Below are 24,717 nucleotides of genomic sequence, written 5' to 3'. Positions count from 1 at the left end.
TCTGCAAGGGTGGCGGCGGATTACTCCGCCGCCGCTTTCTCCTTGACCACACTCAGGGCGGCGTCCAGCGACGGCTGGATGTTTTCCGGCCCCAGCAGGGCATCAATTCCGGCGCGGGACAGTTTGCCCAGCACGGTGGCATTGGCCCCGGTGATCATCACCCGCACTCCGCGCCGGTGTAGGTCGGTGATGACTTCTTCCAGTGTTTCCAGCCCGGTGCCGTCGATGAAGGGCACCCAGCGCAGGCGCAGGATCAGCACTTTCGGGTCGGTGTGGGTTCCGGCCAGCGCCCGTTCAAAGGTTTCCACCGCGCCGAAGAACATTGGTCCGTCCAGCATGAACACCAGCACCCCCGGCGGCAGATCCGGCGGCAGGTCGTGGGTTTCGGCCTGACGGATTTCCACGCTGCTCGACATCCGCCGCAGGAACTGCAACATCGCCAGAATCACCCCGATGTTCACCGCCACCACCAGATCGGCGAAGACGGTCAGGGTCAGGGTCACCAGCAGGATCACCGCGTCGGATCGGGGGGCGTGCTGCACCAGTTTGACCACGTGATGCAGCTCGCTCATGTTCCACGCCACCACAAACAGGATGGCGGCGAGAACGGCCAGCGGTACATCGGCGGCCAGCGGGGCCAGCAGCAGGATCACCGCGATCAGGGTGATGGCATGAACGATTGAGGACAGCGGCGTGGTGGCACCGTTGCGGACATTGGTGGCGGTGCGGGCCAGCGCCCCGGTGGCGGCAAAGCCGCCGAACAGCGGGGCCAGAATATTGGCGATGCCCTGTCCGACCAGTTCCTGATTGGGATTATGGCGGGTTCCGGCCATGCCGTCGGCGACGACGGCGGACAGCAGCGACTCGATGGCCCCCAGCATGGCGATGGTGAAGGCGGGGCCGATCAGTTCCACCACATGGCTGATCCGGATGTCCGGCAGCGAGAAGGACGGCAGGGTCTGCGGGATCCCGCCGAAGGCGGAGCCGATGGTGCGCACTCCGTCCGGCCCGGTCAGCTTATACAGCAGGGTTCCGGCGATCAGGGCCAGCAGCGGGCCGGGCACCCGCCGCAGCGGCTTCAGGCGTGGGGCCAGAACCACCACCAGCAGCGAGAACACGGCAATCCCGGTGGTGGCCAGATGCATCTGCGGCAGATGTTCCAGCAGGAACAGCAGTTTCTGATGGAAGTGCCGTCCGGTCGGGGCGGGCAGCCCGAAAAAGTCCTGCCATTGTCCGACCCAGATGATGATGGCGATCCCGGCGGTGAAGCCGACGATCACCGGAGTCGGGATAAACCGGATCAGTCCGCCCATCCGGGTCAGGCCCATGGCGATCAGCATCAGTCCGGCCATCAGGGTGGCCAGTTGCAGCCCGGCAATGCCATAGGTGGCGGTGATGCCGGACAGGATAACGATAAAGGCCCCGGTGGGGCCGGTGACCTGAAGGCGGCTGCCGCCGAACAGGGCGGCGGCCAGCCCGGCGATAATCGCCGTGTACAGGCCCTGCTCCGGTTTGGTGCCGGAGGCAATGGCAAACGCCATGGCAAGGGGCAGGGCCACCACGCCGACAATAACGCCGGCAATGATGTTGGGCAGCCAGTGCTGTCGACCAAGTAACCCGGCCCGGTACGCTTCGATCAGCGCAGGCATGATGGATCCAGTCGGAAAAATCAGGATTTCAGAAGGGGTTTTGCGATCATCGCGCTTTCGTCGCCGGATCGCAATCAGGATTGTTGTTTTTCTATCAGGGTATAGCGGCAGGGTATAGCCGCAGGGCATGAGGCGGCGGGCGGATCACAGGGATCCGGCGTCGGAGGTCCACAGCAACTGGGCGGCATAGGCCCGCCACGGGCGCCAGCCTTCGGCGCGGGCGGTCAGGGCGGCCGGGCTGGGGCGGGCGCCGTTGTCTTCCATCGCCCGCAGCAGGCCGATATCGGCGGCCGGAAAGGCATCGGCGAAGCGATGATAGCGCAGGGCAACGTAATGGGCGGTCCAGGGGCCGATTCCCGGCAGGGCGCACAGGCGGGCTGAGGTTTCCTCCAGTGTCGGCGCCGGGTGCAGGCAGGCCGGATCGTCCGCCACCCGGGCCGCCAACGCCTGTAGGGCAGCTATCCGTCGCCCCGGCATACCAAAGGACTCCAGCGTGGCGGTGGCGACCGCCGCCGGTGTGGGAAACAGCCGGGTGATGCTGCCGCAGTGCAGGTCTTCCGGCAGATCATCGCCGCAGCGCTCCACCAGCCGCCCGCCGAGGGTCCGGGCCGCCCGCACTGTCACCTGTTGCCCCAGCATCGCCCGCATCACCGCCTCGAACGGATCCCACAGGCCGGGGATGCGCAGGCCGGGAAACCGGTCAATCAGGGGGGCAAGGCGGGGATCGCGGCCGAGGACAGCGCGGATGGTCCGGGGATCGGTGGCGGTATCAAACACCCGGCTGACCGCATCGGTGACGGCCTGCTCCGCCCCGTCCGGCAAGGCGGTGCCGGTCAGGGTGATCCGCAGGGCTGGGGCCAGCGGATCAAAGCGGACGGTGATCACCGCCGGGCTGCCATCGGGCAGGCGCAGGGACCGGCACCAGTGGTCGGCGCTGCCCTTTTCCACCCCGGGCAGGGCCCGGAAGGCCAGATGCCCCAGAATCTGCGGCCCGTCATAGGGGGCCGGGACCGGCAGGGTGTAGGAGAGGGTGCGGGACATGGCCGCCGGGGTCAGGCCTGCCCGACGGTGTCGAGCATGGCGGCTTCGACGGCTTCCACCGCGGTTTTGCCGCCCCAGATGATGAACTGGAAGGCCGGATAGAACCGCTCGGCCTCGGCCAGCGCCATGTCGATCACGCTGTTCAGCATGTCGCGCCCGGCGGTCAGCTCGGTGATCAGCAGGGTATGGCGGAACACCGGCAGGCTCTGTTCCGTCCACAGGGCGAAGTGCCCCATCCACAGCCGTTCGTTCAGCAGGTTGATCAGCTCCAGCACCTGATGGCGGGGCCGGTCGGGCACCCGCATATCCAGCGCGCAGGAGAAATGCAGGGCGCCCATGTCTTCCGCCCAGGCGAAAAACAGGCCGTAGTTGCACCAGTGGCCCGGCACCTCGACGGCCAGTTCCATGTCGCTGACGCGGTCGGACTGCCAGTCCCGCCCCAGCGCCACTTCCTCGACCAGATCAAGGGGGTTGGCGGGCAGGATGTCAGATCCGATGACCACTGACGGCATATCCTCAGTCCTTTGACCATGTCCGGATGCGGCAGGGCCGCGTGGGGGGAGCCGGACTCATGAAGAAGGCTTCTGCCGGTGGGCCACAGGCCCCGGTCCGGCAGACAGCGGGACGGAGGGAAGGGGCGTCAGACGCCGGTGCCGGTGTCTGCGCCGCTGTCTGCGTCTGCGCCGGGGGCCTTGCCTTCCAGCGCGGCGATGCGGGCGGCCAGACGCTCGTTCTCGGCGCGGGCTTCGGCTGCCATGGCCTTCACCGTCTCGAATTCATCGCGGGAGACCAGATCCATGTCGGCCAGCAGGCTTTCCAGACGGCCACGCACCAGCAGCTCGATTTCTTCCCGGACACCGGACAGCGCCCCGAGCGCTCCGCCGGCAACGCGGGCCAGATCATCAAACAGGCGGCTTTGGGTTTGCATCGGAGGGACTCCGCTCTCATTCCGTAAGGGGGTAGCAGCAAAGGAATAGCATTCCTTCGGTCCCATGGATAGGAACACAAAAAGAACGACTGCGCCACCCGGCGCTGCGGCGCATTATGGCGTCAGCACCGCCCTGCCGCAAGGCAGGACGCAGCGGCCTTGCCGGTATGCCTGCAAGTTACTATACATCTGTGGTCTTTACTCCTTCTACGCCCCTGCCACCGGCCAGACCGCCGGGGTACCGCAGGCAGCGGGAAGCCAGCGATGGGAGCGCGGTCATGTACGTCGTGACAGGGGGTGCCGGTTTCATCGGCTCAAACATTCTGGCGGCTCTCGAGGCCCGGGGGGCAGAGGATCTGGTGGTCGTTGACCGCCTGCGGGATGGCGAGAAGTGGCGCAACATCGTCAAGCGCGAGATCGTTGATATCGTTCATCCGGAACATATTTTCGGCTTCCTTGACCTGCACAAGAAGAAGCTGAAGGCGATCATCCACATGGGGGCGATCTCCGCCACCACGGAACGGGATGCCGACAAGATCGTCACCAACAACTTTGATCTGTCGATCGCCCTGTACCGCTGGTGTGCCCTGCATGACGTGCGGTTCATCTACGCTTCCTCGGCGGCGACCTACGGCGATGGGTCGGTCGGCTTTGACGATGACAGCTCGGTGGAGCATCTGGCCCGCCTGCGCCCGCTGAATGCCTATGGCTGGTCGAAACACCTGTTTGACCGCCGGGTGTCGCGCCGCATCCTTCAGGGCAATCCGGTGCCGCCGCAGTGGGCCGGTCTGAAGTTCTTCAATGTTTATGGCCCGAATGAATACCACAAGGGGGCCCAGTCCTCGGTGGTGTCGCAGGTATTCCCGCATGCGCGGGAGAATACCCACTTCAACCTGTTCCGTTCCCACAACCCCGGCTACGCCGACGGCGGGCAGCTGCGCGATTTCATCTGGGTCGGCGATGTGGTCGATGTGGTGATGTGGCTGCTCGACAATCCCGGTGTCAGCGGCCTGTTCAATGTCGGCACCGGCAAGGCCCGCAGCTTCCTCGATCTCGCTTCGGCGGTGTACCGCGCCATGGGCAAGGAACCGAACATCCGCTTCGTCGATACCCCGGTGGCGATCCGCGACAAGTATCAGTATTTCACCGAGGCGCGGATGGACCGCCTGCACGCCGCCGGATATCAAAAACCCTTCACCTCGCTGGAAGACGGGGTGCGGCAGTATGTGTCGGGCTTCCTCAACACTTCCGACCCCTACCGCTGAGGCCCGCCATGACCGACCCCCTGCAGTTCCCCGCCTTTGACCCGATTGCCCTGCAGATCGGGCCGCTGGCCCTGCGCTGGTATGCGCTGGCCTATATCGCCGGTCTGGTCGGCGGCTGGCAGCTGATGAAGCGGCTGGCCCGTACCCTGACCGCCGATGGCCGGGTCAGGGTCACCGGCGAACAGGTGGATGACCTGCTGACCTGGGTGACGCTGGGGGTCATTCTGGGCGGGCGTCTGGGGTATGTGCTGTTTTACAAGCCGTCGTTCTATTTCGCCAATCCGTCGGAAATCCTTCAGGTCTGGCAGGGCGGCATGGCCTTCCACGGCGGGCTGCTGGGGGTGATACTGGCGATGGTGCTGTTTGCCCGCCGCCATAAGCTGCCGTTTCTGGCCATCGGTGACATGGTGGCGACGGTGGTGCCGCTGGGGCTGCTGTTCGGGCGTCTGGCCAACTTCATCAACGGGGAACTGTGGGGCCGTCCGTCCGATGTGGCGTGGGCGATGGTGTTCCCGCATGGCGGGCCGCTGCCGCGCCACCCCAGCCAGTTGTATGAAGCGGCGCTGGAAGGGCTGGTGCTGCTGGTCCTGATGCTGGTGCTGTTCTATACCCGGCCTGTTCTGCGCAACCGCCATGGGGCGTTGGGCGGGATCTTTCTGATCGGCTATGGCGCGGCCCGCTTCACGGTGGAGTTCTTCCGCGAGCCGGATTCGTTCCTCGGGCTGCTGTGGGCCGGGGCGTCGATGGGGCAGTTGCTGTCGCTGCCGATGATTGCCGTCGGGGTGGCCCTGCTGGTGTGGGCGCTGCGCCGCCCGGTTCCGGCCCTGTCCCGGCAGGCGGCATGACGGATCTGACCCCCGATGTGTTGCAGGACCGTCTGCGGCGGCAGATGGCGGCCGATGGCCCGCTGCCGCTGGGCACGGTGATGGCGGAGGCGGCCCGGACCTATTACGCCCAGGGCCGGGCCTTCGGGACGGACGGGGATTTCATCACCGCGCCGGAAATCAGTCAGGTGTTCGGCGAGCTGATCGGCCTGTGGCTGGCGGTGGTCTGGCAGCAGATGGGCCAGCCGCAGCCGGTGCGGCTGGTGGAATTCGGCCCCGGGCGCGGTGTGCTGATTGCCGATGCCCTGCGCGCGGTCAGCCGGGTTCCGGGCTTCCTTGAAGCGGTTGACCTGCATCTGGTGGAGCAGAGCCCGGCCCTGCGGCAGGCCCAGAAGGACCGTCTGGCCAGTCTGCCGCTGACGCCGGTCTGGCATGAGGATCTGGCGACCCTGCCCGACGGACCGGCGCTGATGGTCGGCAACGAATTCATCGACGCCCTGCCGATTGAACAGCTGGAGTTTGATGGATCGGTCTGGCGGCTGCGCTGCGTTGACTGGTCGGAGGCGGAACAGGCTTTTGTCTTTGTCCCCGGTCCGCAGGCGGATCCGGCGCAGGTGGCGGCCCTTGGCCCGGCCTTTGCCGATCCGGTGCCCGGCATGCTGGCCGAACTGTGCCCGGCCGGGCAGCAGGTGGCGGCGGCGCTGGGGGCGCGGCTGGCGGCACAGGGGGGCGTGGCGCTGCTGATTGATTATGGGTATGCTGACAGTGCGCCGGGGGAGACCCTTCAGGCGCTGCGGCATCACCAGCCGGTCCCGGCCCTTCAGACCCCGGGGGCGGTGGACATCACCGCCCATGTAGATTTTGCCCGCCTTGCCGCAGCGGCAGAGGCCGCCGGGGCGAAAGCGTGGGGGCCGATGACACAGGGACGGTTTCTGGCGGCACTGGGGGCGGAGCAGCGGGCCCGCATCCTGATGCGTACGGCGACACCGCAGCAGGCGGTACAGATTTCCAGCGGTGTTCACCGCTTGATTCACCCAGGAAAAATGGGCACTTTGTTCAAGGTACTGGTGCTGGCCGATCCGGCGCTGCCTTGTCCTCCCGGATTCGAGGCTCTGGCATGATTACTGTCTCCGCGCTCAATGCTCTGGCCACTGTCCGCCACGGGTTCTTTACCCGCAACGGCGGCGTGTCGGAGGGTCTTTATGCCTCCCGCAACTGCGGGTTCGGGTCCGCTGATGATCCGGCCCATGTCCGCACCAACCGCGCCCGCTGTATGCTGGAACTGGAAGTGCCGCCGGAGAATCTGGTGACGGTCAACCAGAAGCACACCACCGATGTGGTGGTGGTGGATGGTCCGTTTGATCCGGAGGCGATCCCGGTCGCCGATGCGGTGATCACCACCCGGCCCCGGCTGGCGGTGGGGGTGCTGACCGCCGACTGTGCCCCGGTCCTGCTGGCCGACGGCACTGCTGGGGTGGTGGCGGCGGTGCATGCCGGATGGAAAGGTGCCCTGCACGGGGTGATCGACAACACCATCGCCCGGATGGAAGAGCTGGGGGCCAAGCCCCGCCGGATTGTTGCCGGGATCGGCCCCTGTATCGCCCAGCGGTCCTACGAGGTCGGGCCGGAATTCCCGGCACCGTTTCTGGCTGAGGAAGAGAACAATGTCCGCTTCTTCGCTCCGTCACGGCGCGAGGGGTACTTCATGTTCGATCTGCCCGGCTATGTTGCCCGCCGTCTGGCCCGCCTGAATGTCGGCGAGGTGATGCCGACCCCCTGTGACACCTGCCGGGAGGAAACCCGGTTTTTCAGCTATCGCCGTACCGTGCTGCGGGGCGAAGGGGATTATGGCCGCATGCTGTCGGCCATCACGCTTGAACGCTGACCGGGGCCGGAGCTGTCACCGATGCGCGGTGTCCGCCCCTCCGTCCTGATCCTGCTGACCGGGCTGTCTGCCTGCGGCGATGTGCCCCGCCCGTTTGACCATACCGGCGATGCCTATGGGCAGGGATGGTCACGCCAGCTGACCCGCCTTGCCACTGCTGATGCGGTGACGGTTGAGCCGCCGTCTGACTGGCCGGACGCCGGGGCGGAGGCTGCCGCCTTGGTGCAGGCCCTGCACGCGCAGGAAACTCCGGCGCGGATCGGAACCTCCGGCCATGGCTACCGGCTGACGGCGGTGCCGCAGGGGGATGGGCTGCGATGGTCGTTGACCGAGCCCGGCGGTGCGGTGATTTCCACCTTTCTGCAACGTCGCTCTGTCCCGGCGGAGGCGGTGGCCGCCGCGCTGGTTCCGGCGCTGGATGCTGACCGTGACCGGCCGCTGGAGCTGCGGATGAAGGTCGGGGCCGCCCCGGCTCCGGTGCAGGCCCCGGCAGAGGTGCGTCCGGTCCGGGTGACGGTTGCGGCCCCGCAGTCCCAGCAGGCCGAGATCCTGCGCAATGCCATGGAGTCGGCCCTGAAGCAGACCCGGGTTGAGGTGACCCGCGAGGCCGGAACCCCGGCCGTGGAGGTGCGGGGGACGCTGTCGCTCGGGGCCCTGCAACAGTCCGGCGGAGCAGAGGCGCTGGTGCCGGTGGCGGTGGTCTGGACCGTCGTCGATGCGGCGGGTCAGGATGTGGGCACGGCCCGGCAGGAAAATCCGGTCCCGAAGCGGTTGATTGAGACCAGTTTCCCGATGCTGGCGGTGGCCATCGCGCAGGCCGGGGCCGGGGGGCTGGGGGATGTGCTTGACCGGATCCCGGGTATTGCCCGCAGGGCGGGCGTGGAGGGGCGATAAGCAGTCTATGATGGCTGTCCGGGATGGCCGGGGCGCTTTCCTGCGGGCTGCGGACACTGTATGACTGTTTACAGAAGAAAACCGTGTTGATATTGTCCGCCCCGCCTGGACGGGGTCGGTCTTGCCTTCCCCGGTTTCCGGGCGTTTTTCCGTTTGCTGCCTGCCGAGTCTGCTCAGGGGAGTCCTCTGGGCTCCGGACAGACGGCATCCCCCGTCTGGCCCGGCCCGGTACCGCCGCCCGGACCACGTGTTTCAACAGGTCTTCGTTCCGAGCCGAGGTCAGTGCGGTCTGACGGCTCGCAGCAGGAGTTTCGCCTTATGAAAGTTCTGGGCTGTAACGCCAACCGTCCGCTTGCGGAAGCGATTGCCGCTTACCTGCACCTTGACGTCACCAACGCCAGCATCCGCCGGTTCTCGGACATGGAAGTGTTCGTGGAAGTGCACGAGAACGTGCGCGGTGAAGACGTTTTCGTCATCCAGCCGACCTCCTACCCGGCCAACGACAACCTGATGGAACTGCTGGTGACCCTCGACGCGCTGCGCCGTGGATCCGCCCGCCGCATCACCGCCGTGGTGCCGTACTTCGGTTATGCCCGTCAGGACCGTAAGACCGGCCCGCGCACCCCGATCACCGCCAAGCTGGTCGCCAACCTGATCACACAGGCCGGTGCCAACCGTGTGGTGACGCTGGATCTGCACTCCGGTCAGATTCAGGGCTTCTTCGATATTCCGGTGGACAACCTGTTTGCCGCCCCGGTGTTCTCCAACGACATCCGCAACCGTTATGGCGATGAACGTCTGATGATTGTGTCGCCGGACGTCGGTGGCGTGGTCCGTGCCCGTATCATCGCCAAGCGTCTGGATGCCGATCTGGCCATCATCGACAAGCGCCGCGAAAAGGCCGGTGTGTCGGAAGTGATGAACATCATCGGGGACGTCAAGAACCGCACCTGTATTCTGGTGGACGATATCGTCGACTCCGCCGGAACCCTGTGCAATGCAGCCGTGGCGCTGATGAATGCCGGGGCCAATTCGGTCTCTGCCTACGTCACCCATGGTGTGCTGTCCGGCGGCGCCGTGGCCCGCGTCACCAATTCCCCGCTGAAGGAGCTGGTGATCACCGACTCGATTCAGGCGACGGAAGCGGTGCGCATGGCTCCGAACATCCGCCAGTTCTCGATCGCCTCGCTGCTGGCGGAAGCGATTGCCCGTATTTCTGACGAACGCTCGGTGTCCAGTCTGTTTGACTGAAGAGGATTTTCCGATTGAGCGGAAGCCGGTTGATCGAAAAAAGCCTCTTCTTCTGAAGCTTCAGAGGTCTTTTATGCACAAAACGGCATCCTTCGGGGTGCCGTTTTTGTTTGCGCTGTCGGGGCTCTTGCCGTAAACGCTCCCGCTTTCCGTTACGTCAACAAAGAGGGAAGGAGCGTCCCATGACGCGTGAACACTGGGGTTCCCGCCTCGGTTTCATTCTGGCCGCCGCCGGGTCGGCGGTCGGGCTGGGGAATGTGTGGAAGTTTCCGTATCTGGTCGGTCAGAACGGCGGGGCGGCCTTTGTCGTCACCTATCTGGTGCTGGTGCTGACCATCGGTGCCACCGGCATGCTGGCGGAAATGGCGATCGGCCGCGCCGCCCAGAAGAATCCGGTCGGGGCTTTCGCGGTGCTGAAGGGCGGTCTCTGGCCGGTCACCGGCTATCTCGGCGTGATCTGCGGCTTCCTGATCCTTGGCTTCTACAGTGTTATCGGCGGGTGGACCATTGCCTACACGGTAAAGATGGTGGATGGCACCCTGACGGCGCCGGGGCTGGATTTTGCCGCGATTTTCTCGGGCTTTGTCGCTGACCCGCTGGAACCGCTGGTCTACCACGCCGTCTTCATGGCGCTGACGGTCGGGGTGGTGCTGAAGGGGGTCTCCGCCGGGATTGAGCGCTGGAACAAGATTCTGATGCCGACCCTGCTGGTGCTGCTGGTCGTGCTGATCGGCCGGGCGGTGACGCTGGACGGGGCGATGGCCGGGGTGGAGTTCTACCTGAAGCCCGATTTCAGCAAGATCAATGCCGATGTGGTGCTGGCGGCGCTGTCGCAGGCGTTCTTCTCGCTGTCGATCGGTATGGGGGCGATGATCACCTACGGGTCCTACCTGACCCGGGATCAGAATCTGCCGCGCTCCACCGTCATGGTGATCGGGCTGGATACCGGTGTGGCGATTCTCGCCGGTCTGATCGTGATGCCGGCGGTGTTTGCCTTCGGGGTGACTCCGGGGGCGGGGCCGGGCCTGACCTTCATCACCCTGCCGGGCGTGTTCCAGCAGATGCCGGGGGGCACTGTGTTTGGGGCGGGGTTCTTCCTGCTGCTGCTGTTTGCGGCGCTGACCTCCTCGGTGTCGCTGCTGGAAGTGCCGGTGGCCTATCTGATCGACGAGCTGAAGGTATCACGCCGCACCGCAGTGCTGGTGCTGGGCGGGATCGCTTTCCTGATCGGTATTCCCAGTTCGCTGTCGCTGGGGATCTGGGCGGATTTCAAGGTGTTCGGCCTGCCGTTCCTTGATCTGCTGGACTTCATCACCTCCAAACTGATCATGCCGGTCGGGGGGCTGTTGATGTGCCTGTTTGCCGGATGGGTGGTCTGGCCGGTGATGCGGCGCGAAGCCACCAATGACGGCAGCGTGCCGTTCGCCCTGCTGCCGGTGTGGAACTGGCTGCTGAAAGTGGTGGCCCCGGCGGCCATCGCCTGGATCCTGATTCAGGGCCTGATCGGCTGAAAACCCGGCGGGACGGTTGCAAAACCGTCCCGATCGGTGTAAAAGCCCGCGTTCCCGCCGTTGTGGCGGGACTGGCGTCAGCACCCCTGGAGGCTGGCGCCGGTTTGCTTTTCAGGAGTTAATCCTATGGTGCAAGTCGTTACCTTCAAGGTCGAAAAGCGCGAGAAGGCAGGTAAGGGGGCAGCCCGCGCCGTTCGTCGTCTGGGTCTGGTCCCGGGCGTCATTTACGGCGACAAGCAGGAAGCGGTGCTGGTCCAGATGGATCCGCGTCAGCTGATCGCTGCCCTCCACAAGCCGGGCTTTTATTCCCACCAGTATGATCTGGTCGTCGAAGGCGGGGAAACCCACCGCGTGATGGCTCAGGACGTTCAGTTCCACGTCGTCACCGACGCCCCGCTGCACGTCGACTTCCTGCGCGTCAACAAGGACCACGCCGTCCATGCCGAAGTGCAGGTTGAGTTCATCAACCAGAACGAATGCCCGGGCCTGAAGAAGGGTGGCACCCTGAACGTCGTCCGTCACTCGGTCGAAGTGATTGCCCGCCCGGATGACCTGCCGGAACAGATCGTTGTCGATCTGGCCGGTCTGGAAATCAACGCGTCCGTGCACATTTCCAACGTGAAGCTGCCGGAAGGCGTGCGTCCGGCCATCGCCGACCGCGACTTCACCATTGCCACCATTTCCGCTCCGGCTGGTGGGAAGACCGAATAATCCAGTCCTGTCCAGGACCGGATCCGGTATGAAGGGAGAGACTTCGATGTGGCTTGTGGTGGGACTTGGCAACCCGGGAACGGAGTATGCCGGAAACCGCCACAACATCGGGTTCATGGCGGTGGACGATCTCGTCCGCCGCCATTCCTTTTCCGGCTGGCGGGCCAAATATTCCGGCGAACTGGCTGACGGCGAAATTGCCGGACAGCGGGTTCTGGCCCTGAAGCCGATGACCTATATGAACCGCTCCGGCCAGTCCGTCGGCGAGGTGGCGCGGTTCTTCAAGATTGCGCCGGAAAACATTATCGTCCTGCATGATGAGCTGGAGTTGCCACCGGGCAAGCTGCGCACCAAGCAGGGCGGCGGGCACGCCGGGCACAACGGCCTGCGTGATATTGACGCCCATGTCGGCGCCAATTACTGGCGGGTCCGGCTGGGCATTGGCCGCCCGCATGACAAGGCACTGGTCCACAAGTGGGTGCTGGGCGATTTCGGCAAGGCTGATGAGGTTTGGCTGGACCCGTTCCTACAGGCCGTGTCGAAGAATATTGCCCTGCTGCTGAAGGGCGATCATGCCGGATTCCAGAACAAGGTGACGCTGGCCACCCAGCCGCCCAAGCCGAAGAAGGCCGATGTGGCCAAACCGGCTGACGGTGGTGCTGCCCCTGCCACGGCGGGGGGAAAACCGGCGGCCACCGGACCGAACACCACCATGGCCGCGGCCTTTGCCGCCGCCGCCAAACCGGAAGGGAAACTCTGATGGGCTTTAACTGCGGCATCGTCGGCCTGCCGAACGTCGGCAAGTCCACCCTGTTCAACGCGCTGACCTCGACGGCAGCGGCGCAGGCGGCCAACTTCCCCTTCTGCACCATCGAGCCGAACGTCGGCCGGGTGGTGGTGCCGGATGAACGGCTGGATAAGCTGGCCGCCGTCGCCAAGTCGAAGCAGATTATCCCGACCCAGCTGGAATTCGTCGATATCGCCGGTCTGGTGCGCGGGGCGTCCAAGGGCGAAGGTCTGGGTAACCAGTTCCTTGCCAATATCCGCGAAACCGATGCCATCGTGCATGTGCTGCGCTGTTTCGAAGACGAGAACATCACCCACGTCGAAGGCAGTGTCGATCCGCTGCGCGATGCCGAGACCATCGAGACCGAGCTGATGCTCGCTGACCTCGAAAGCCTTGAAAAGCGCATCGTACCGATCGCCAAGAAGGCGAAGTCCGGCGATAAGGATTCCAAGGATCAGGTCGCGGTGATGGAACCGGTGCTGGAACTGCTGCGCGAGGGGAAGCCCGCCCGCCTGTTCAAGCCCGCCAACGTTGACGAGGCCAAGGTTTACCGCGTTCTGCAACTGCTGACCTCCAAGCCGGTGCTGTATGTCTGCAACGTCGAGGAAAGCGCCGCCGCCACCGGGAACAGCTTCTCCGCCAAGGTGGCCGAAAAGGCCGCTGCCGAAGGGGCGGCGATGGTGGTGATTTCCGCCGCCATCGAGTCGGAAGTGGCGCAGCTGGGCGACGAGGAAGAAAAGCAGGTGTTTCTGGCCGATCTCGGGCTGGTCGAAACCGGCCTGTCGCGGATCATCCGTGCCGGTCATGATCTGCTGGGGCTTCAGACCTTCTTCACCATCGGGCCGAAGGAAGCCCGGGCGTGGACCGTGCGCAAGGGGGCCAAGGCCCCGGAAGCGGCGGGCGTGATCCACACCGACTTTGAACGCGGCTTCATCCGCGCGGAAACCATCGCCTGCGATGACTTCATCGCCTGTAACGGTGAAGCCGGGGCCAAGGAAGTCGGCAAGATGCGGTCGGAAGGCAAGGAATACGTGGTGCAGGACGGCGACGTCTTCCACTTCCTGTTCAACGTCTGATCCTTTCAGACGGGCCAGACAGAAAAACCCCCGGAGGGCGGAACCGCTCTCCGGGGGTTTCTGTTTTCAGTATCAGGATCTTACAGGTTGGCCAGCACGTGTTCGGCGCTGGACACCGCAAAGGCACCCGGCTCTTCGATGAACAGCGACTCGATGGTGCCGTTGTTGATCACCACGGCAAAGCGCTGGCTGCGGGTGCCCATGCCGAAGCCGGAGGCATCCAGCGTCAGGCCCAGCGCGGCGGCCAGTTCGGCATTGCCGTCGGCCAGCATCAGAATGTCCGGGCTGCCATCACGCTCGGCCCATGCCTTCATCACGAAGGCATCGTTGACGGCGAGGCAGGCGACGGAGGCGACGCCCTTGGCCTTCAGCTCGGCCAGCTTGGCGACGAAGCCCGGCAGGTGCTTGGCGGAGCAGGTCGGGGTGAAGGCACCCGGCACCGAGAACACCACATGACGGCCAGCCGCAAACAGCTCGGCGACATTCTTCGGTTCAACCGTCCCGGCGTTCACCACCTTCAGGGTAACGGCGGGAACCGGGGCGCCAACGGAAATGGTCATGGGTCGATCCTTCTCTGGAGTGGCCGGACGGAACCGGCGGTGTACCCGACAAATAAGCTCAGCCTTTCGCCTTGTCGAGGGCTGAAATCAGGGCGTCGGGGGTCAGGATTTCCGGCAGCGGCAGGCCCTGCGGCGCTCCGGGGCCGTAAACCACGTTGAAGGGGATGCCATAGCGGCCATAGCGGGCCAGAAAGGCCGAGATGACCGGATCCGGACGGGTCCAGTCCGCCTGCATGGCGACCACACCGGGCTGGGACAGGCGCGGCAGGATCGTGGCGTTGTCCAGCACCGTCAGCTTGTTGATCTTGCAGGTGACACACCAGTCGGCGGTGACATCAACGATAACGGTCTGTCCCCCGGCCACCAGAGTGTCGATCCGGTCCGGCGCAAAGCGCACCCACAGCCCCTGAACGGAGGGACTGGCGGCGGGGGCGGGCAGCAGCTGCGGCAGCAGGATACTGCCCAGCCACAGGGCGGTGCCGATCAGGGGCAGGGCAAGAACCCGCTTGGCCGTGGCCATCCAGCGGCCCGGGCGCGGCAGGACAGTGGCCAGACCGGGGGCGGCGGCGACCGCCAGATAGGGCAGGCTCATCCCCAGCCCAAGGGCGGTGAAGATGGCGAGGATTTCCACCGGCCCCCGGGCCAGCGCGAAGCCGACGGCGGTGCCAAGGAACGGGGCGGAGCAGGGGGTGGCCAGCAGGGTGGCGAACACCCCGTTGGCAAAAGCCCCGCCGCCGGGGCGGGCGGCAAGATCGCCGATCACGCCGGGCAGGCGCAGGGTGAACGCCCCCAGCAGATTGGCGGCGAACAGCAGCAGCAGAACAATCATCACCGCCAGAAACACCGGCTGCTGGAACTGGATGCCCCAGCCGACAGCGGTGCCCGCCAGCTTCAGGCCGGTCAGGATTCCGGCCATGATCAGGAAGGTGGTGATGATGCCCGCAGCCGTGCCGAGGAAGCTGCGGCGCAGGACCGGGCGTTCGGTTCCGGCGGCTTTGACCAGATGCAGCAGCTTCAGCGACAGGACCGGCAGCACGCAGGGCATGATGTTCAGGATCAGCCCCCCCAGCAGGGCAAGGCCGAGGATGAGCAGCAGGGTGGTGCCCCCGCTGTCCGCTGCGGCGGTGGTGACCGTCGGGGTCAGGGTGGCATCAAGGCCGCGCCCGCTGTCGGCGACCGTCACCCGCACCGGCGGCAGGGCCGTGACCGGCAGTGGCGTGGTCAGCGGCGTGGACAGGGTGGTGGTGCCGTCCGGTCCGGGGCGCACCGTCGGCGGGCCGGAAATCAGGCCGGTGGTGCCGTTGACCGGCCCCTCGATGAACAGATCCGGGGCGGTCAGCGGCGGCAGCGCCGTCACCGTGGCGGTGATGGTCTGGCCGCCGTCGCTGCCGGTGGACAGGGTCAGGGATGACAGGCTCAGCCCCTGTCCGGCCGGAGCGGGCACCTGTGCGGCGTACTGGTCGATCAGGTGGGCGCTGGCGGCGGCGTCGGCCAGAAGCTGGCGGTCCGGCGGCGCATCGGCGGGCAGGTCAAGGGCAAGGGCGACCTGACCGGGCACGCAGATTTCGGAACAGATCAGGTAGTCGGCATTTAGCCGCAGCCGCAGAGGGTGGGTCGGGTCGGTCACCGGGACGGTCAGGGGGAACACCACCTGATGTTTGTAGCCCAGTGTCTCGATTCCCAGCACGCTGAAGCGGACCGGCACCGGCCAGTCGGTGCGGATCTGCTCCGGCACCGTGTTGTCGGACCCCTGCCACGACAGCGTCGCCGGGTATCCGGCATCCCCGGGGGAGCGCCAGTAAACCTTCCAGTCGTCCTTCAGGTCGTAGCGCAGGCCGATGCGGACGGAGGGCGCCCCGTCAATGGCGATCCGGTCGGCAATCAGGCTGACGGCCGCCTGCGGTGTCTCAACCCGGGCGCTGTCGGCGGCGGCGTCCTGCACCATCAGGCCAAGGCCAAGGGCAATCCCGGCCACAAGCGCGGCCAGTCTGGGGGGGATGGAGCGGCTGGGGGCGATGGAGCGGGGACGCCGGGACGGGAGCAGCCGCGACAGAAAGGTCATACCCATGTTTCCCTGATGGCCGGAGGCCTGTGCTTCTCTTATGGCCGGAGGCCTGTGCTTCTCTTATGGCCGGAGGCCTGTGTTTCTCTTATGACCGGAATCCTGCCGCAGGGGGGCAGGTCACCGGAGGATCCTTACTCTGTCGGCCTCTGCCAGTCTCTGGCGGGGCCGGTTGGAACCGGCATGAAAACCGTAGTCAGAGGGCAGGACATGCTTTTACACTTGGTGATGGCCCGTCCGGCCCCTGCGGGCGGTCGGGCCATGCAGGCGGGGGGCCTGCGTCCGGATGATTGCTGTCCGGCCGCCGGAGATGCAGCCAAGCAGGCAGGAGGGGCTCCGTCAATCCGGGGATTGCGATCAAAGGGGCACAGTTTGGTGAGTCTCCCCGATCAGGCCGGATCTGACCGGTCAGGAGGGGGCAACCGGCAGCGGCCCTGACGAATTTCCCGGAAGATGATGCGTGCCCCGGTCTTGCGCAAGTCGGGAAAGGGGAATATGTGGTGCCCATGACAATGCGCGAACACTCCTCTTCCGGTATTCCCGGCCGTGCTTCGGGATATATGGCGGGTCAATGCCTTGTGGCGATGCCGGGGCTGATTGACAGCCATTTCTCCCGGACCGTGATCTATCTGTGCGCCCATACGGCGGACGGGGCGATGGGGTTGGTGATCAACCGTCCGATCGTTCAGGTCAGCTTCACCGATATTCTCGAACAGATCGGGATTGAACCGACTCCGGACTGTGACGAGATCCGCGTGCATTTCGGCGGGCCGGTGGAGACCGGGCGCGGCTTTGTGCTGCATACCGCCGATTTCCGCCAGTCGGCCACCATGCCAGTCGCCGATGAGATTGCCCTGACCGCCACCACCGATGTCCTACAGGCGATTGCCGGGGGCTATGGTCCCCGCGCCAGTCTGCTGGTGCTGGGCTATGCAGGCTGGAATGCCGGTCAGCTGGATGCCGAAATCAAGGACAACACCTGGCTGACGGTTGATGCCGACGAGGATCTTCTGTTCGGTCCCTATTCCGAACACAAGTGGGAACAGGCGATCCATAAGCTGGGCATTGATCCCAGCATGCTCAGCGATACCGCCGGTCATGCCTGAGGATCCCGCCTGACGGCTCGGCGGGGTTACGCTGCCGGTTGTCCGGGCAGCGTAAAGTGGAACGAGGATCCTTCACCAAGGGTGCTGTCCAGCCACAGCCGCCCGCCGTGCCCTTCCACGATTTTCCGGCACAGGGTCAGGCCGATGCCGGTTCCTTCGCCGTCGGTACGTCCCTGTAACCGCTGGAACATCAGAAACACCCGTTCCTGCTGGTCGCGTGGGATGCCCTGTCCGGTGTCGCTGAGGGTCAGATGCCAGTACCCGGCCGGAGTGGTGGCGGGGGTGCAGGTCAGGCGGATGGTCAGCGGGCGATCGGGGGACCGGTATTTCAGGGCATTGGCGATCAGATTCTGGAACAGGCGGCCGAGATCGGTTTCCCGGCCGAGAACGACAGGCAGATCCGGTGGGATGACCACGGTGGCCTGCGCTTCCTCAATCAACGGTGACAGGGCGGTCACCACCGCTGTCACCACCGGGGTCAGGGCCACCGGTCCCGGCGGGCCGGACCGTCCGGCCCGGGCCAGATCCAGCAGGTCGGAGGTCAGGGCGTCCATCCGGCGGATTCCGTTCTGGGCATAACCGATGAACTCGTGGCATTCGGCATCAAAGTGGGGCTCCAGCCGCCGCGCCAGCAGGGCCAGATAGCCGGAGATCATCCGCAGGGGGTCGCGCAGGTCATGCGATGCGGCGGCGGCAAACTGTTCCAGATCGGCATTGCTGCGTTCCAGATCGTGGACCAGCTGCGACAGCCGTTCCTCCGCAGCTTTCAGGCTATCAACATCCTGAACCGCAAACAGCACGCAGTTCTGCCCCCTGAAGTGGACCGGAGAGGCGGACAGGACCGCCCAGAACGGCCCCAGCTTGCCCCGCATCCGCAGTTCCCGCCCGTTCGCCTGTGCGGTGTCGGCGATGGCGGTCCGGATCCGGGTCCGCTCCGTGGGGTCAAGGATCGTGTCAAAGAAGGATCCGGGATCGGCGGGGTCGGTGTGTCCGGTCTTTTCCTCTTCCCCCGGGCTGGACGGCCGGGTCCGGGCCCGGCACGGGGCAATTAGGATCTGTTCGGCGCGGTCGTTGGCGAAGGCGATGGTTCCGGTCTGCCGGTCGGCCACCACCAGCGGGAACGGGGCGGTTTCGACCAGAAGGCGCAGCTGTTCCTCCGACTGCCGCAGGGTACTCTCGCGCCCGGCCAGCGTGGAGACCAGCGCACCGACCGCCCGGCCGATATCGTCGATCTCGTCCCGGATGATCTGTGGCGGAGAGATCGGGCGGCGTTCTTCCGCTGCCAGCACCATATCCCGCAGCTGCCGCAGCCGCCCGACGACGGAGGAGCGGATATAGGCAAACACCAGCAGGGTCACCGCTGTTGTCAGCACACCCCCGGTCAGCAGCAGGGCCATGGCGGTCTGCCCCCGCACCGTGGCGCTGCGGCGGCGCTGCTGGACCTGATCATCAATGGTCCGCATCACCGACAGGGCTGCCGCTGCCAGATCATCGGCGGCCTGTTTGCTGACCCGGACCGAGGCCAGAACCGCCATCTGTGCGGCCTGACTGTCCCGCCGCTGGCTGGCAAGGCTGTCCGGCCCCTCCACCAGATCGCGCAGGGCCTGCTGCAAGGGACGCAGCCGTTCCTGCTCGGCCATGGGCAGGGTGGCATACCGCTGCTCCAGAGTGTCCAGTCCGCTCCGGAGGGCTGACTCCAACGGAACGGCGGTGGCCGGTCCCGGGCTGGTCAGCAGGGCGGACAGCCGGGGCAGAAGCTGCTGGGCGCGGCTGATCCATCCCAGTAATGCCTCGGAGGGGTTGGCTGACAGCTCGGCGGCCAGACGGTCCCCCAGCGCGACCAGATCCTGCTGGCGCCGGGTGATCCGCTGCACCGTCTCGTTGCGTTGCCCCACCAGCGCCACGCTGCTGTCCAGTTTTTCCCGCAGGGCAATCTGGGCCTGCCGCAGCGGCGGCAGGTGGGCGGTCTGCCCCCGGTGTTCCAGTTGGGCGATCAGACTGTCCATCTGCCGCATCTGATCGAAAATGAAGGCACGGTTGCCCATCAGGGACACCGAGTCGGTCGACAGGGCAAGGCGGGGACTGTGGCCCAGCAGGCTCTGGCTGTCCTGCGCCAGCGCATTGGCGATCTGGGTGGTGGCCATGTCCTCGGTGGTGATCTGTTCCAGCAGCGACCGGGTGTCGGTCAGGGCCTGCACCGCAACCGCCGCCGCACCGGCCAGTGTCAGCAGCAGCAGCAGCAGGGCCAGCATCAGCCGCAGCCCGATGCTATGGAACGGCGGCAGGGCCGGACGCGGCTGAGAGGGAGGCTGAGAGGTCATCGCAAGGCCTGACCGGTCAGCGCAGCGGCAGCGGATACATCAGACCGCCCCGGCTCCAGAGATCATTCAGGCCCCGGTCCACCTTCAGGGGGGACCCGACCCCAAGGTTGCGGTCGTAGATTTCCCCGGCATTGCCGACAGCGAGAATGGCGCGGCGGATCCAGCCGGGGGCAATGCCAAAGTGGGACGCATAGTCTTCCTGCGTACCAAGGATCACGCCCAGATCATGGTTCTGCCCGGCCTGCCCGGTGGCGACGGTGGCTTTGGTGACGCCCATGTCCTCGGCGGCGATCAGGCCGTTCAGCAGCCACTGGAGCAGCGAGGCGAAAACCGGATCATCATTGCGGACCATCGGCCCGAGAGGCTCGCGGGAAATGATATCGGGCAGCAGGACGAACGCCGATTCGCCGCCGGGGGAGCTGCCGGCCCGCACCCGCAGGCCAAGGCGGTCGTTGGTGTATAGGTCGCAGCGCCGTTTGAGGAAATTGCTCCAGGCCCCTTCGTCGGAACTGGATTCGACCAAGGTCAGCTTTGCGCCGCTGCGGCTGATATAGTCGCGCAGGTTCTGGATGGTGGTGGTGTTGGCGATGACGCAGACACTGGCCTGCGTGATGGTGGCAAGGGCGGTGATTCCGCTTTCCCGATGGGTGATGAAACCCTGTCCGTCGTAGAGATAGACACCGGGGAAAGCGAACCCCATGGCCGTGGACCGACCGAGGGTAACGGTGGTGCCACTGAGGAGGACATCCGCCTGCCGTTCCGCCACCACCTGAAACCGCAGGGAAGACTCGGTATGCAGGATCTCCGTCAGCTCCGGATCGCCGAGAACGGCGGCGGCAATGGCCCGGCAGTAATCCACCATAAAGCCCCGCCAGACCCCGTCGGTTCCCAGCGTTGCATATCCGCCATAGGCGGCCTGAACGGCGCAGCGGACGCTGTTCCGGCTTTTGATGGCGTCAAGGGTGGGGGAGGCGGCAGAGTGCAGATCCCCGGCCCGGGCAGGCGTGCCCGCAGAAACAGCCTGAAGACAGACGGCCAGCAGCAGGAACAGGATAATCCGGCCTCCGGGGCGCCGTAGCAGGCGGAGGTGGTCTGTTATCCGTGCGAGGCCAGCTGACACGCGTTCTCTCCCCATATCCGTTGTCCGCCTGAAACAGGTCAGGCATGGACGGGGGAAAGGACGCGACCGGTCTGATTTTCCCCTGCACCATCAGAGCACGAAGCGATGGGGCGCGGGAATGGGCCTTAGGGATGATGGCAGAGGGATGGAACGGATTAGTCCATCTTAATGATGTGGATATGGATCACCGCAGGTACAGCAGGGTCCCGAGGATGCCCACCAGCAGCCACGGCAGGCCCTGCATCATCAGGGTCCGCTTGCGGGGGGTGGGGGACTGCTGGCGGGCCAGTGCCTTCACCGTGTCGGGATGCAGCTTCAGGCCGCCGGAACTGATCATCGCCGCTGCCTTGTCAGCATATTCGAAAATGGCAGGCAGGCGCTCGGCGGAACGGGCAAGGCCGAGGGCGGCGTTGCGGATCCGGGCTTCCGGACCGAAGGTGGTGCGCATCCAGTCTTCGATCAGCGGGTAGGTCATTTCCCACATGTTCTGGTCTGGGGCGAGGGTCCGCCCGACCCCTTCCGCCAGCAGCATCGATTTTTCCAGCAGCAGCAGCTGCGGCTGGGCGGGAATATCAAAGCGGCGGGTGATCTCGAACAGCTGGCTCAGCACCCGGGCCATCGAGATTTCTTCAATCGGCTTGCCGAAGATCGGCTCGGCGATGGAGCGGGCGGCCTGCGTAAAGGCCTCAATCGACTGATCCGGCGGCACCCAGCCTGCCCGGAACTGCACTTCCGCCACCCGCCGGTAATCGCGGGTCAGGAAGCCGAGCAGCATTTCCCCCAGCGCCCGGCGGTCACTTTCGTTGACCCGCCCCATGATGCCGAAGTCAACGGCGATGATGGTGCCAGTGGCATCGACGAACAGGTTGCCGGGGTGCAGGTCGGCATGGAAGAAGCCGTCGCGGAACACCATGGTGAAGAAGGCCCGCGCCGCATTCCCCAGCACTTCGTTGGGGTTCAGCCCCATGGCGATGATGCCGTCGCGTTCATCCAGCGACAGACCGGTGATCCGTTCCTGCGTCATCACCCGCTGGCCGGTGCGCACCCAGTCAATGGACGGCACCCGGAAGGTCGGGTCATCGGCGAAGTTCTCGGCCAGTTCGGCGGCGGAGGCGGCCTCGAACCGCAGGTCCATTTCCAGCGTCACCGATTCCTCGAAGGTGGCGACGCTTTCCACCGGACGGAACCGGCGGGCATCGGGGTGCAGGCGTTCAGCGGTGCGGGCCAGCCAGTTGAACATCTCGACGTCGTCGGCGATGGCCTGCTCGATTCCCGGGCGCAGCACCTTCACCGCCACCGGCTGACCGTCAGCGGTGATGGCAAAATGCACCTGTGCGATGGAGGCCGCCGCCACCGGGGTTTCGTCGAAGCTCTGGTACAGGTCTTCCAGCGGGCAGCCGAATTCCGCCTCGATGATCTCCCGCACCTGCGGGAAGGGGAAGGGTTGCAGCTTGTCCTGAAGGTCGGCCAGATCGGCGGCGACCTCATCCCCGACCAGATCGGGGCGGGTGGACAGCGCCTGCCCCAGCTTGATGAACGTCGGGCCGAGTTCGATCAGGGCCCGCGCCAGCCGCTGGCCGGGGCGCCCGTCCTCGGTGCGGCGGAAGATCCGCCGGGTCAGGCTGACCATGGTGCTGGCGACCGGCACGTCTTCCAGCAGGAACAGGGCATCATGGCGGCCCAGCACGCGGGTGATCCGCAGCAGCCGGGACAGGGTCCGCAGGGTTCCGGCCATCGCGGTTACACCCGCCAGGCCGAATGGATGGCGGCAATACCGCCGGACAGATTGCGCACGCTGGTCCGCCGCAGCCCGGCCGCCTCGATCCGGCGGGCCAGCTCCTGCTGCGGCGGGAACTGGCGGATGCTTTCGGCGAGGTACTGATAGGAGTCGCGGTCGCCTGCCACCAGCTGCCCCATACGCGGCAGGATCTGGAAGGAATAAAGGTCGTAGAGGGCATCCAGACCCGGCACCAGCACCTTGGAGAACTCAAGGCACAGGAAGCGTCCGCCCGGCTTCAGCACCCGGCGGGCCTCGGCCAGCGCCGCATCAATGCGGGTGACGTTCCGCAGGCAGAAGGCGATGGTGTAAAGGTCAAACGAGGCATCGGGAAACGGCAGGGTCTCGGCATTGCCGGTCACCCAGTCCAGTCCGGCAAGCCGACCCTGATCGACGGCGCGGTCGCGGCCGACCTTCAGCATTTCGGTGTTGATATCGCAGACCGTCACCTGCGATCCGCCCAGATCGGGGGCGCGGCGGCGGATCCTGTCGAGAATCCGGAAGGCAATGTCGCCGGTGCCGCCGCCGACATCGAGGAACTGCTGGCCGGGGCGGGGGTCTGCCATCGTGACGAACACATCCTTCCACACCCGGTGGACGCCCATGCTCATCACGTCGTTCATCAGGTCGTATTTCGACGCCACCGAATCGAACACCTGCCGCACCATGCCCTGCTTGTCCGCCTCGCGGACGGTGCGGAAGCCGAAGTGGGTGGTGGGTTCTTCAGGGCGGAACGACGTATCGGACATGGGGGGCTGCCTTCAGGGTCTGCGCCGGTGGCGGAAGACGGAAAACGGGTGCGGGCCGCACGATAGCCCAAGCCCGCCGCGATGACCAGACCGGCGGCGGGCCGACGGGGGGCGACATTTATGGTTTTTTCCGAACGGCGGCCGTGGCATCCCCGGCACAGAGATCCCGTTTCCGACCGCTCAGGAGTCCCGAGCCATGCCAGAGTTGCCTGAAGTTGAGACTGTCTGCCGGGGGCTGGCCCCGGCGCTGGAAGGGCAGGCGCTGACCACGGTGGAGATCCGGCGGGCCGGGCTGCGTCAGCCGTTCCCGGAGCGGTTCGCCGACCGCCTGACCGGGCGGCGGGTGCTGCGGGTGTGGCGGCGCGGCAAGTATTATGTCTGGTCGCTGGATGACGGGATGTGTGTTCTCGGCCATCTGGGGATGAGCGGGTCATGGACCATCACCCCGGCCGGATCCCCGGTGCCGGAGGTGGGTAAGCATGACCATGTCCGCCTGACCACGGAGACCGGCCATGTCCTGACCTACCGCGATCCCCGCCGGTTCGGGGTGATGACCCTGACCTCGGGCAATGCGCTGGCAGATCATCCCTTGCTGGCGGCGATGGGGCCGGAGCCGCTGTCGGCTGATTTTGACAGCGGGGTGCTGGACCGGGCCTTCGCCCGGCGGTCGACTCCGGTGAAAGTGGCGTTGCTGGATCAGTCGGTGGTGGCGGGAATCGGCAATATCTATGCCTCGGAAGCCTTGTACCGCAGTGCCATCGACCCCCGCCGTCCGGCGGCGGAGATGACGGCGGCAGAGACCCGGGTCCTGACGGCGGCGGTGAAGGCGGTCCTTCAGGAAGCCATTGATTCCGGAGGGTCTTCCCTCCGCGATCACCTTCAGGTGACCGGAGAGCTGGGCTACTTCCAGCACCGTTTCGCGGTCTATGACCGGGCCGGATCGGCCTGCCCGGACTGTACCTGTGACGTAACGGAAACCGGGGGAATTCAACGCCTTGTTCAGGGCGGGCGGTCAACATTTTACTGTGCGCGGCGGCAGCGCTGAGGTAGTCTCGGCCCCGATCTTCCGGTCTGTTTTTCCGGCGGTGCCTGCGGGACGCAGGGGCTGCCGGGCACAGCCGAGCAGGGAGTCCGGACAGACCGGCCCCCGAGCCGGAGCCCCGCTGCGGAGCCCCGGACAGGAAGCACGCCCAAGGTAGG

Annotated in this window: 22 protein-coding genes; 12 read left to right on the top strand and 10 right to left on the bottom strand. The window is 65.8% G+C overall.

Features of this window, described 5'->3' with window-relative positions; all coding sequences use genetic code 11:
* Window positions 1–20: 20 nt before the first annotated feature.
* From FHS48_RS02700 to FHS48_RS02685, 4 genes are all read right to left on the bottom strand, one after another.
* The gene (locus tag FHS48_RS02700; RefSeq protein ID WP_184261080.1) at window positions 21–1,649 is read right to left on the bottom strand and encodes a SulP family inorganic anion transporter; all 1,629 of its coding nucleotides are present in this window, start codon (window positions 1,647–1,649) and stop codon (window positions 21–23) included.
* Between the two features lie 144 nt (window positions 1,650–1,793).
* Window positions 1,794–2,690: a DNA-3-methyladenine glycosylase family protein gene (locus FHS48_RS02695; protein WP_184261077.1), complete on the bottom strand. Its 897-nt coding sequence runs from the start codon at window positions 2,688–2,690 to the stop codon at window positions 1,794–1,796.
* An 11-nt stretch (window positions 2,691–2,701) separates the two neighbouring features.
* The gene (locus FHS48_RS02690; RefSeq protein ID WP_184261074.1) at window positions 2,702–3,202 is read right to left on the bottom strand and encodes a type III secretion system chaperone family protein; all 501 of its coding nucleotides are present in this window, start codon (window positions 3,200–3,202) and stop codon (window positions 2,702–2,704) included.
* Window positions 3,203–3,330: 128 nt separating this feature from the next.
* Window positions 3,331–3,618 (bottom strand): accessory factor UbiK family protein, encoded by a 288-nt coding sequence (locus tag FHS48_RS02685; RefSeq protein ID WP_184261071.1) that lies wholly within the window; start codon window positions 3,616–3,618, stop codon window positions 3,331–3,333.
* Between the two features lie 278 nt (window positions 3,619–3,896).
* On the opposite strand from FHS48_RS02685, the gene rfaD reads away from it, so the two are divergent.
* The 10 genes from rfaD to ychF all read left to right on the top strand — a co-directional run bounded on the left by rfaD (window position 3,897) and on the right by ychF (window position 13,822).
* Window positions 3,897–4,883, top strand: coding sequence for an ADP-glyceromanno-heptose 6-epimerase (gene rfaD, locus FHS48_RS02680; RefSeq protein WP_184261068.1), 987 nt, complete (start codon window positions 3,897–3,899; stop codon window positions 4,881–4,883).
* Between the two features lie 8 nt (window positions 4,884–4,891).
* On the top strand, window positions 4,892–5,728 hold the full coding sequence (lgt, locus tag FHS48_RS02675) for a prolipoprotein diacylglyceryl transferase (protein WP_184261065.1): 837 nt from the start codon (window positions 4,892–4,894) through the stop codon (window positions 5,726–5,728).
* Complete coding sequence (locus FHS48_RS02670) at window positions 5,725–6,828, top strand: class I SAM-dependent methyltransferase (RefSeq protein ID WP_184261062.1); 1,104 nt, start codon at window positions 5,725–5,727, stop codon at window positions 6,826–6,828. Before lgt ends, FHS48_RS02670 begins: the two co-directional genes overlap by 4 nt.
* A complete protein-coding gene (pgeF, locus tag FHS48_RS02665) occupies window positions 6,825–7,592 on the top strand; it encodes a peptidoglycan editing factor PgeF (protein WP_184261059.1) in 768 nt (255 codons plus the stop codon). Before FHS48_RS02670 ends, pgeF begins: the two co-directional genes overlap by 4 nt.
* 21 nt (window positions 7,593–7,613) lie before the next feature.
* Window positions 7,614–8,486, top strand: a complete 873-nt coding sequence (locus FHS48_RS02660) for a hypothetical protein (RefSeq protein WP_184261056.1) — start codon at window positions 7,614–7,616, stop codon at window positions 8,484–8,486.
* Window positions 8,487–8,804: 318 nt separating this feature from the next.
* Window positions 8,805–9,737, top strand: coding sequence for a ribose-phosphate pyrophosphokinase (locus tag FHS48_RS02655; protein ID WP_019646327.1), 933 nt, complete (start codon window positions 8,805–8,807; stop codon window positions 9,735–9,737).
* Window positions 9,738–9,919: 182 nt separating this feature from the next.
* The gene (locus FHS48_RS02650) at window positions 9,920–11,248 is read left to right on the top strand and encodes a sodium-dependent transporter (RefSeq protein ID WP_184261053.1); all 1,329 of its coding nucleotides are present in this window, start codon (window positions 9,920–9,922) and stop codon (window positions 11,246–11,248) included.
* Between the two features lie 126 nt (window positions 11,249–11,374).
* The gene (locus FHS48_RS02645) at window positions 11,375–11,959 is read left to right on the top strand and encodes a 50S ribosomal protein L25/general stress protein Ctc (RefSeq protein WP_184261051.1); all 585 of its coding nucleotides are present in this window, start codon (window positions 11,375–11,377) and stop codon (window positions 11,957–11,959) included.
* A gap of 46 nt (window positions 11,960–12,005) precedes the next feature.
* Window positions 12,006–12,719 (top strand): aminoacyl-tRNA hydrolase, encoded by a 714-nt coding sequence (pth, locus tag FHS48_RS02640; RefSeq protein ID WP_184261383.1) that lies wholly within the window; start codon window positions 12,006–12,008, stop codon window positions 12,717–12,719.
* Window positions 12,719–13,822 (top strand): redox-regulated ATPase YchF, encoded by a 1,104-nt coding sequence (gene ychF / locus FHS48_RS02635; protein ID WP_184261049.1) that lies wholly within the window; start codon window positions 12,719–12,721, stop codon window positions 13,820–13,822. The genes pth and ychF overlap by 1 nt, the downstream gene beginning before the upstream one ends.
* A gap of 80 nt (window positions 13,823–13,902) precedes the next feature.
* Here the strand turns inward: ychF and FHS48_RS02630 are convergent, their stop codons facing one another.
* Together FHS48_RS02630 and FHS48_RS02625 are read right to left on the bottom strand one after the other, a co-directional pair.
* Entirely contained in the window at window positions 13,903–14,382 is a 480-nt protein-coding gene (locus FHS48_RS02630; RefSeq protein ID WP_184261046.1) for a peroxiredoxin, read from the bottom strand.
* Window positions 14,383–14,440: 58 nt separating this feature from the next.
* Complete coding sequence (locus FHS48_RS02625; RefSeq protein ID WP_184261043.1) at window positions 14,441–16,444, bottom strand: protein-disulfide reductase DsbD domain-containing protein; 2,004 nt, start codon at window positions 16,442–16,444, stop codon at window positions 14,441–14,443.
* A 506-nt stretch (window positions 16,445–16,950) separates the two neighbouring features.
* Between FHS48_RS02625 and FHS48_RS02620 the strand changes: the two genes are divergently transcribed.
* The gene (locus FHS48_RS02620) at window positions 16,951–17,550 is read left to right on the top strand and encodes a YqgE/AlgH family protein (RefSeq protein WP_260402314.1); all 600 of its coding nucleotides are present in this window, start codon (window positions 16,951–16,953) and stop codon (window positions 17,548–17,550) included.
* A 26-nt stretch (window positions 17,551–17,576) separates the two neighbouring features.
* Here FHS48_RS02620 and FHS48_RS02615 read toward each other — a convergent pair whose 3' ends face one another.
* The 4 genes from FHS48_RS02615 to ubiE form a co-directional block, all read right to left on the bottom strand.
* Complete coding sequence (locus FHS48_RS02615) at window positions 17,577–19,871, bottom strand: sensor histidine kinase (protein ID WP_184261036.1); 2,295 nt, start codon at window positions 19,869–19,871, stop codon at window positions 17,577–17,579.
* 16 nt (window positions 19,872–19,887) lie between these two features.
* Window positions 19,888–20,991 carry an amino acid ABC transporter substrate-binding protein gene (locus tag FHS48_RS02610; protein WP_184261033.1) on the bottom strand — a complete coding sequence of 368 codons (1,104 nt, stop codon included), beginning with the start codon at window positions 20,989–20,991 and terminating at the stop codon, window positions 19,888–19,890.
* A gap of 184 nt (window positions 20,992–21,175) precedes the next feature.
* Window positions 21,176–22,726: a 2-polyprenylphenol 6-hydroxylase gene (gene ubiB / locus FHS48_RS02605; protein ID WP_184261030.1), complete on the bottom strand. Its 1,551-nt coding sequence runs from the start codon at window positions 22,724–22,726 to the stop codon at window positions 21,176–21,178.
* A 5-nt stretch (window positions 22,727–22,731) separates the two neighbouring features.
* Window positions 22,732–23,517, bottom strand: a complete 786-nt coding sequence (ubiE, locus tag FHS48_RS02600) for a bifunctional demethylmenaquinone methyltransferase/2-methoxy-6-polyprenyl-1,4-benzoquinol methylase UbiE (protein ID WP_184261028.1) — start codon at window positions 23,515–23,517, stop codon at window positions 22,732–22,734.
* A gap of 196 nt (window positions 23,518–23,713) precedes the next feature.
* Between ubiE and mutM the strand changes: the two genes are divergently transcribed.
* The gene (mutM, locus tag FHS48_RS02595; protein ID WP_184261026.1) at window positions 23,714–24,562 is read left to right on the top strand and encodes a bifunctional DNA-formamidopyrimidine glycosylase/DNA-(apurinic or apyrimidinic site) lyase; all 849 of its coding nucleotides are present in this window, start codon (window positions 23,714–23,716) and stop codon (window positions 24,560–24,562) included.
* Window positions 24,563–24,717 lie beyond the last annotated feature (155 nt).

Source organism: Novispirillum itersonii (genome assembly GCF_014205675.1).
Classification (GTDB): domain Bacteria; phylum Pseudomonadota; class Alphaproteobacteria; order Rhodospirillales; family Rhodospirillaceae; genus Novispirillum; species Novispirillum itersonii_A.
This window is presented reverse-complemented; position numbering and strand designations above follow the sequence as displayed.

Excerpts from the sequence above, each read along its gene's own strand:
- FHS48_RS02700 (WP_184261080.1), bottom strand. The coding sequence starts at position 1,649 with ATGCCTGCGCTGATCGAAGCGTACCGGGCCGGGTTACTTGGTCGACAG.
- FHS48_RS02695 (WP_184261077.1), bottom strand. The coding sequence starts at position 2,690 with ATGTCCCGCACCCTCTCCTACACCCTGCCGGTCCCGGCCCCCTATGAC.
- FHS48_RS02690 (WP_184261074.1), bottom strand. The coding sequence starts at position 3,202 with ATGCCGTCAGTGGTCATCGGATCTGACATCCTGCCCGCCAACCCCCTT.
- FHS48_RS02685 (WP_184261071.1), bottom strand. The coding sequence starts at position 3,618 with ATGCAAACCCAAAGCCGCCTGTTTGATGATCTGGCCCGCGTTGCCGGC.
- rfaD (WP_184261068.1), top strand. The coding sequence starts at position 3,897 with ATGTACGTCGTGACAGGGGGTGCCGGTTTCATCGGCTCAAACATTCTG.
- lgt (WP_184261065.1), top strand. The coding sequence starts at position 4,892 with ATGACCGACCCCCTGCAGTTCCCCGCCTTTGACCCGATTGCCCTGCAG.
- FHS48_RS02670 (WP_184261062.1), top strand. The coding sequence starts at position 5,725 with ATGACGGATCTGACCCCCGATGTGTTGCAGGACCGTCTGCGGCGGCAG.
- pgeF (WP_184261059.1), top strand. The coding sequence starts at position 6,825 with ATGATTACTGTCTCCGCGCTCAATGCTCTGGCCACTGTCCGCCACGGG.
- FHS48_RS02660 (WP_184261056.1), top strand. The coding sequence starts at position 7,614 with ATGCGCGGTGTCCGCCCCTCCGTCCTGATCCTGCTGACCGGGCTGTCT.
- FHS48_RS02655 (WP_019646327.1), top strand. The coding sequence starts at position 8,805 with ATGAAAGTTCTGGGCTGTAACGCCAACCGTCCGCTTGCGGAAGCGATT.
- FHS48_RS02650 (WP_184261053.1), top strand. The coding sequence starts at position 9,920 with ATGACGCGTGAACACTGGGGTTCCCGCCTCGGTTTCATTCTGGCCGCC.
- FHS48_RS02645 (WP_184261051.1), top strand. The coding sequence starts at position 11,375 with ATGGTGCAAGTCGTTACCTTCAAGGTCGAAAAGCGCGAGAAGGCAGGT.
- pth (WP_184261383.1), top strand. The coding sequence starts at position 12,006 with ATGTGGCTTGTGGTGGGACTTGGCAACCCGGGAACGGAGTATGCCGGA.
- ychF (WP_184261049.1), top strand. The coding sequence starts at position 12,719 with ATGGGCTTTAACTGCGGCATCGTCGGCCTGCCGAACGTCGGCAAGTCC.
- FHS48_RS02630 (WP_184261046.1), bottom strand. The coding sequence starts at position 14,382 with ATGACCATTTCCGTTGGCGCCCCGGTTCCCGCCGTTACCCTGAAGGTG.
- FHS48_RS02625 (WP_184261043.1), bottom strand. The coding sequence starts at position 16,444 with ATGACCTTTCTGTCGCGGCTGCTCCCGTCCCGGCGTCCCCGCTCCATC.
- FHS48_RS02620 (WP_260402314.1), top strand. The coding sequence starts at position 16,951 with ATGACAATGCGCGAACACTCCTCTTCCGGTATTCCCGGCCGTGCTTCG.
- FHS48_RS02615 (WP_184261036.1), bottom strand. The coding sequence starts at position 19,871 with ATGACCTCTCAGCCTCCCTCTCAGCCGCGTCCGGCCCTGCCGCCGTTC.
- ubiB (WP_184261030.1), bottom strand. The coding sequence starts at position 22,726 with ATGGCCGGAACCCTGCGGACCCTGTCCCGGCTGCTGCGGATCACCCGC.
- ubiE (WP_184261028.1), bottom strand. The coding sequence starts at position 23,517 with ATGTCCGATACGTCGTTCCGCCCTGAAGAACCCACCACCCACTTCGGC.
- mutM (WP_184261026.1), top strand. The coding sequence starts at position 23,714 with ATGCCAGAGTTGCCTGAAGTTGAGACTGTCTGCCGGGGGCTGGCCCCG.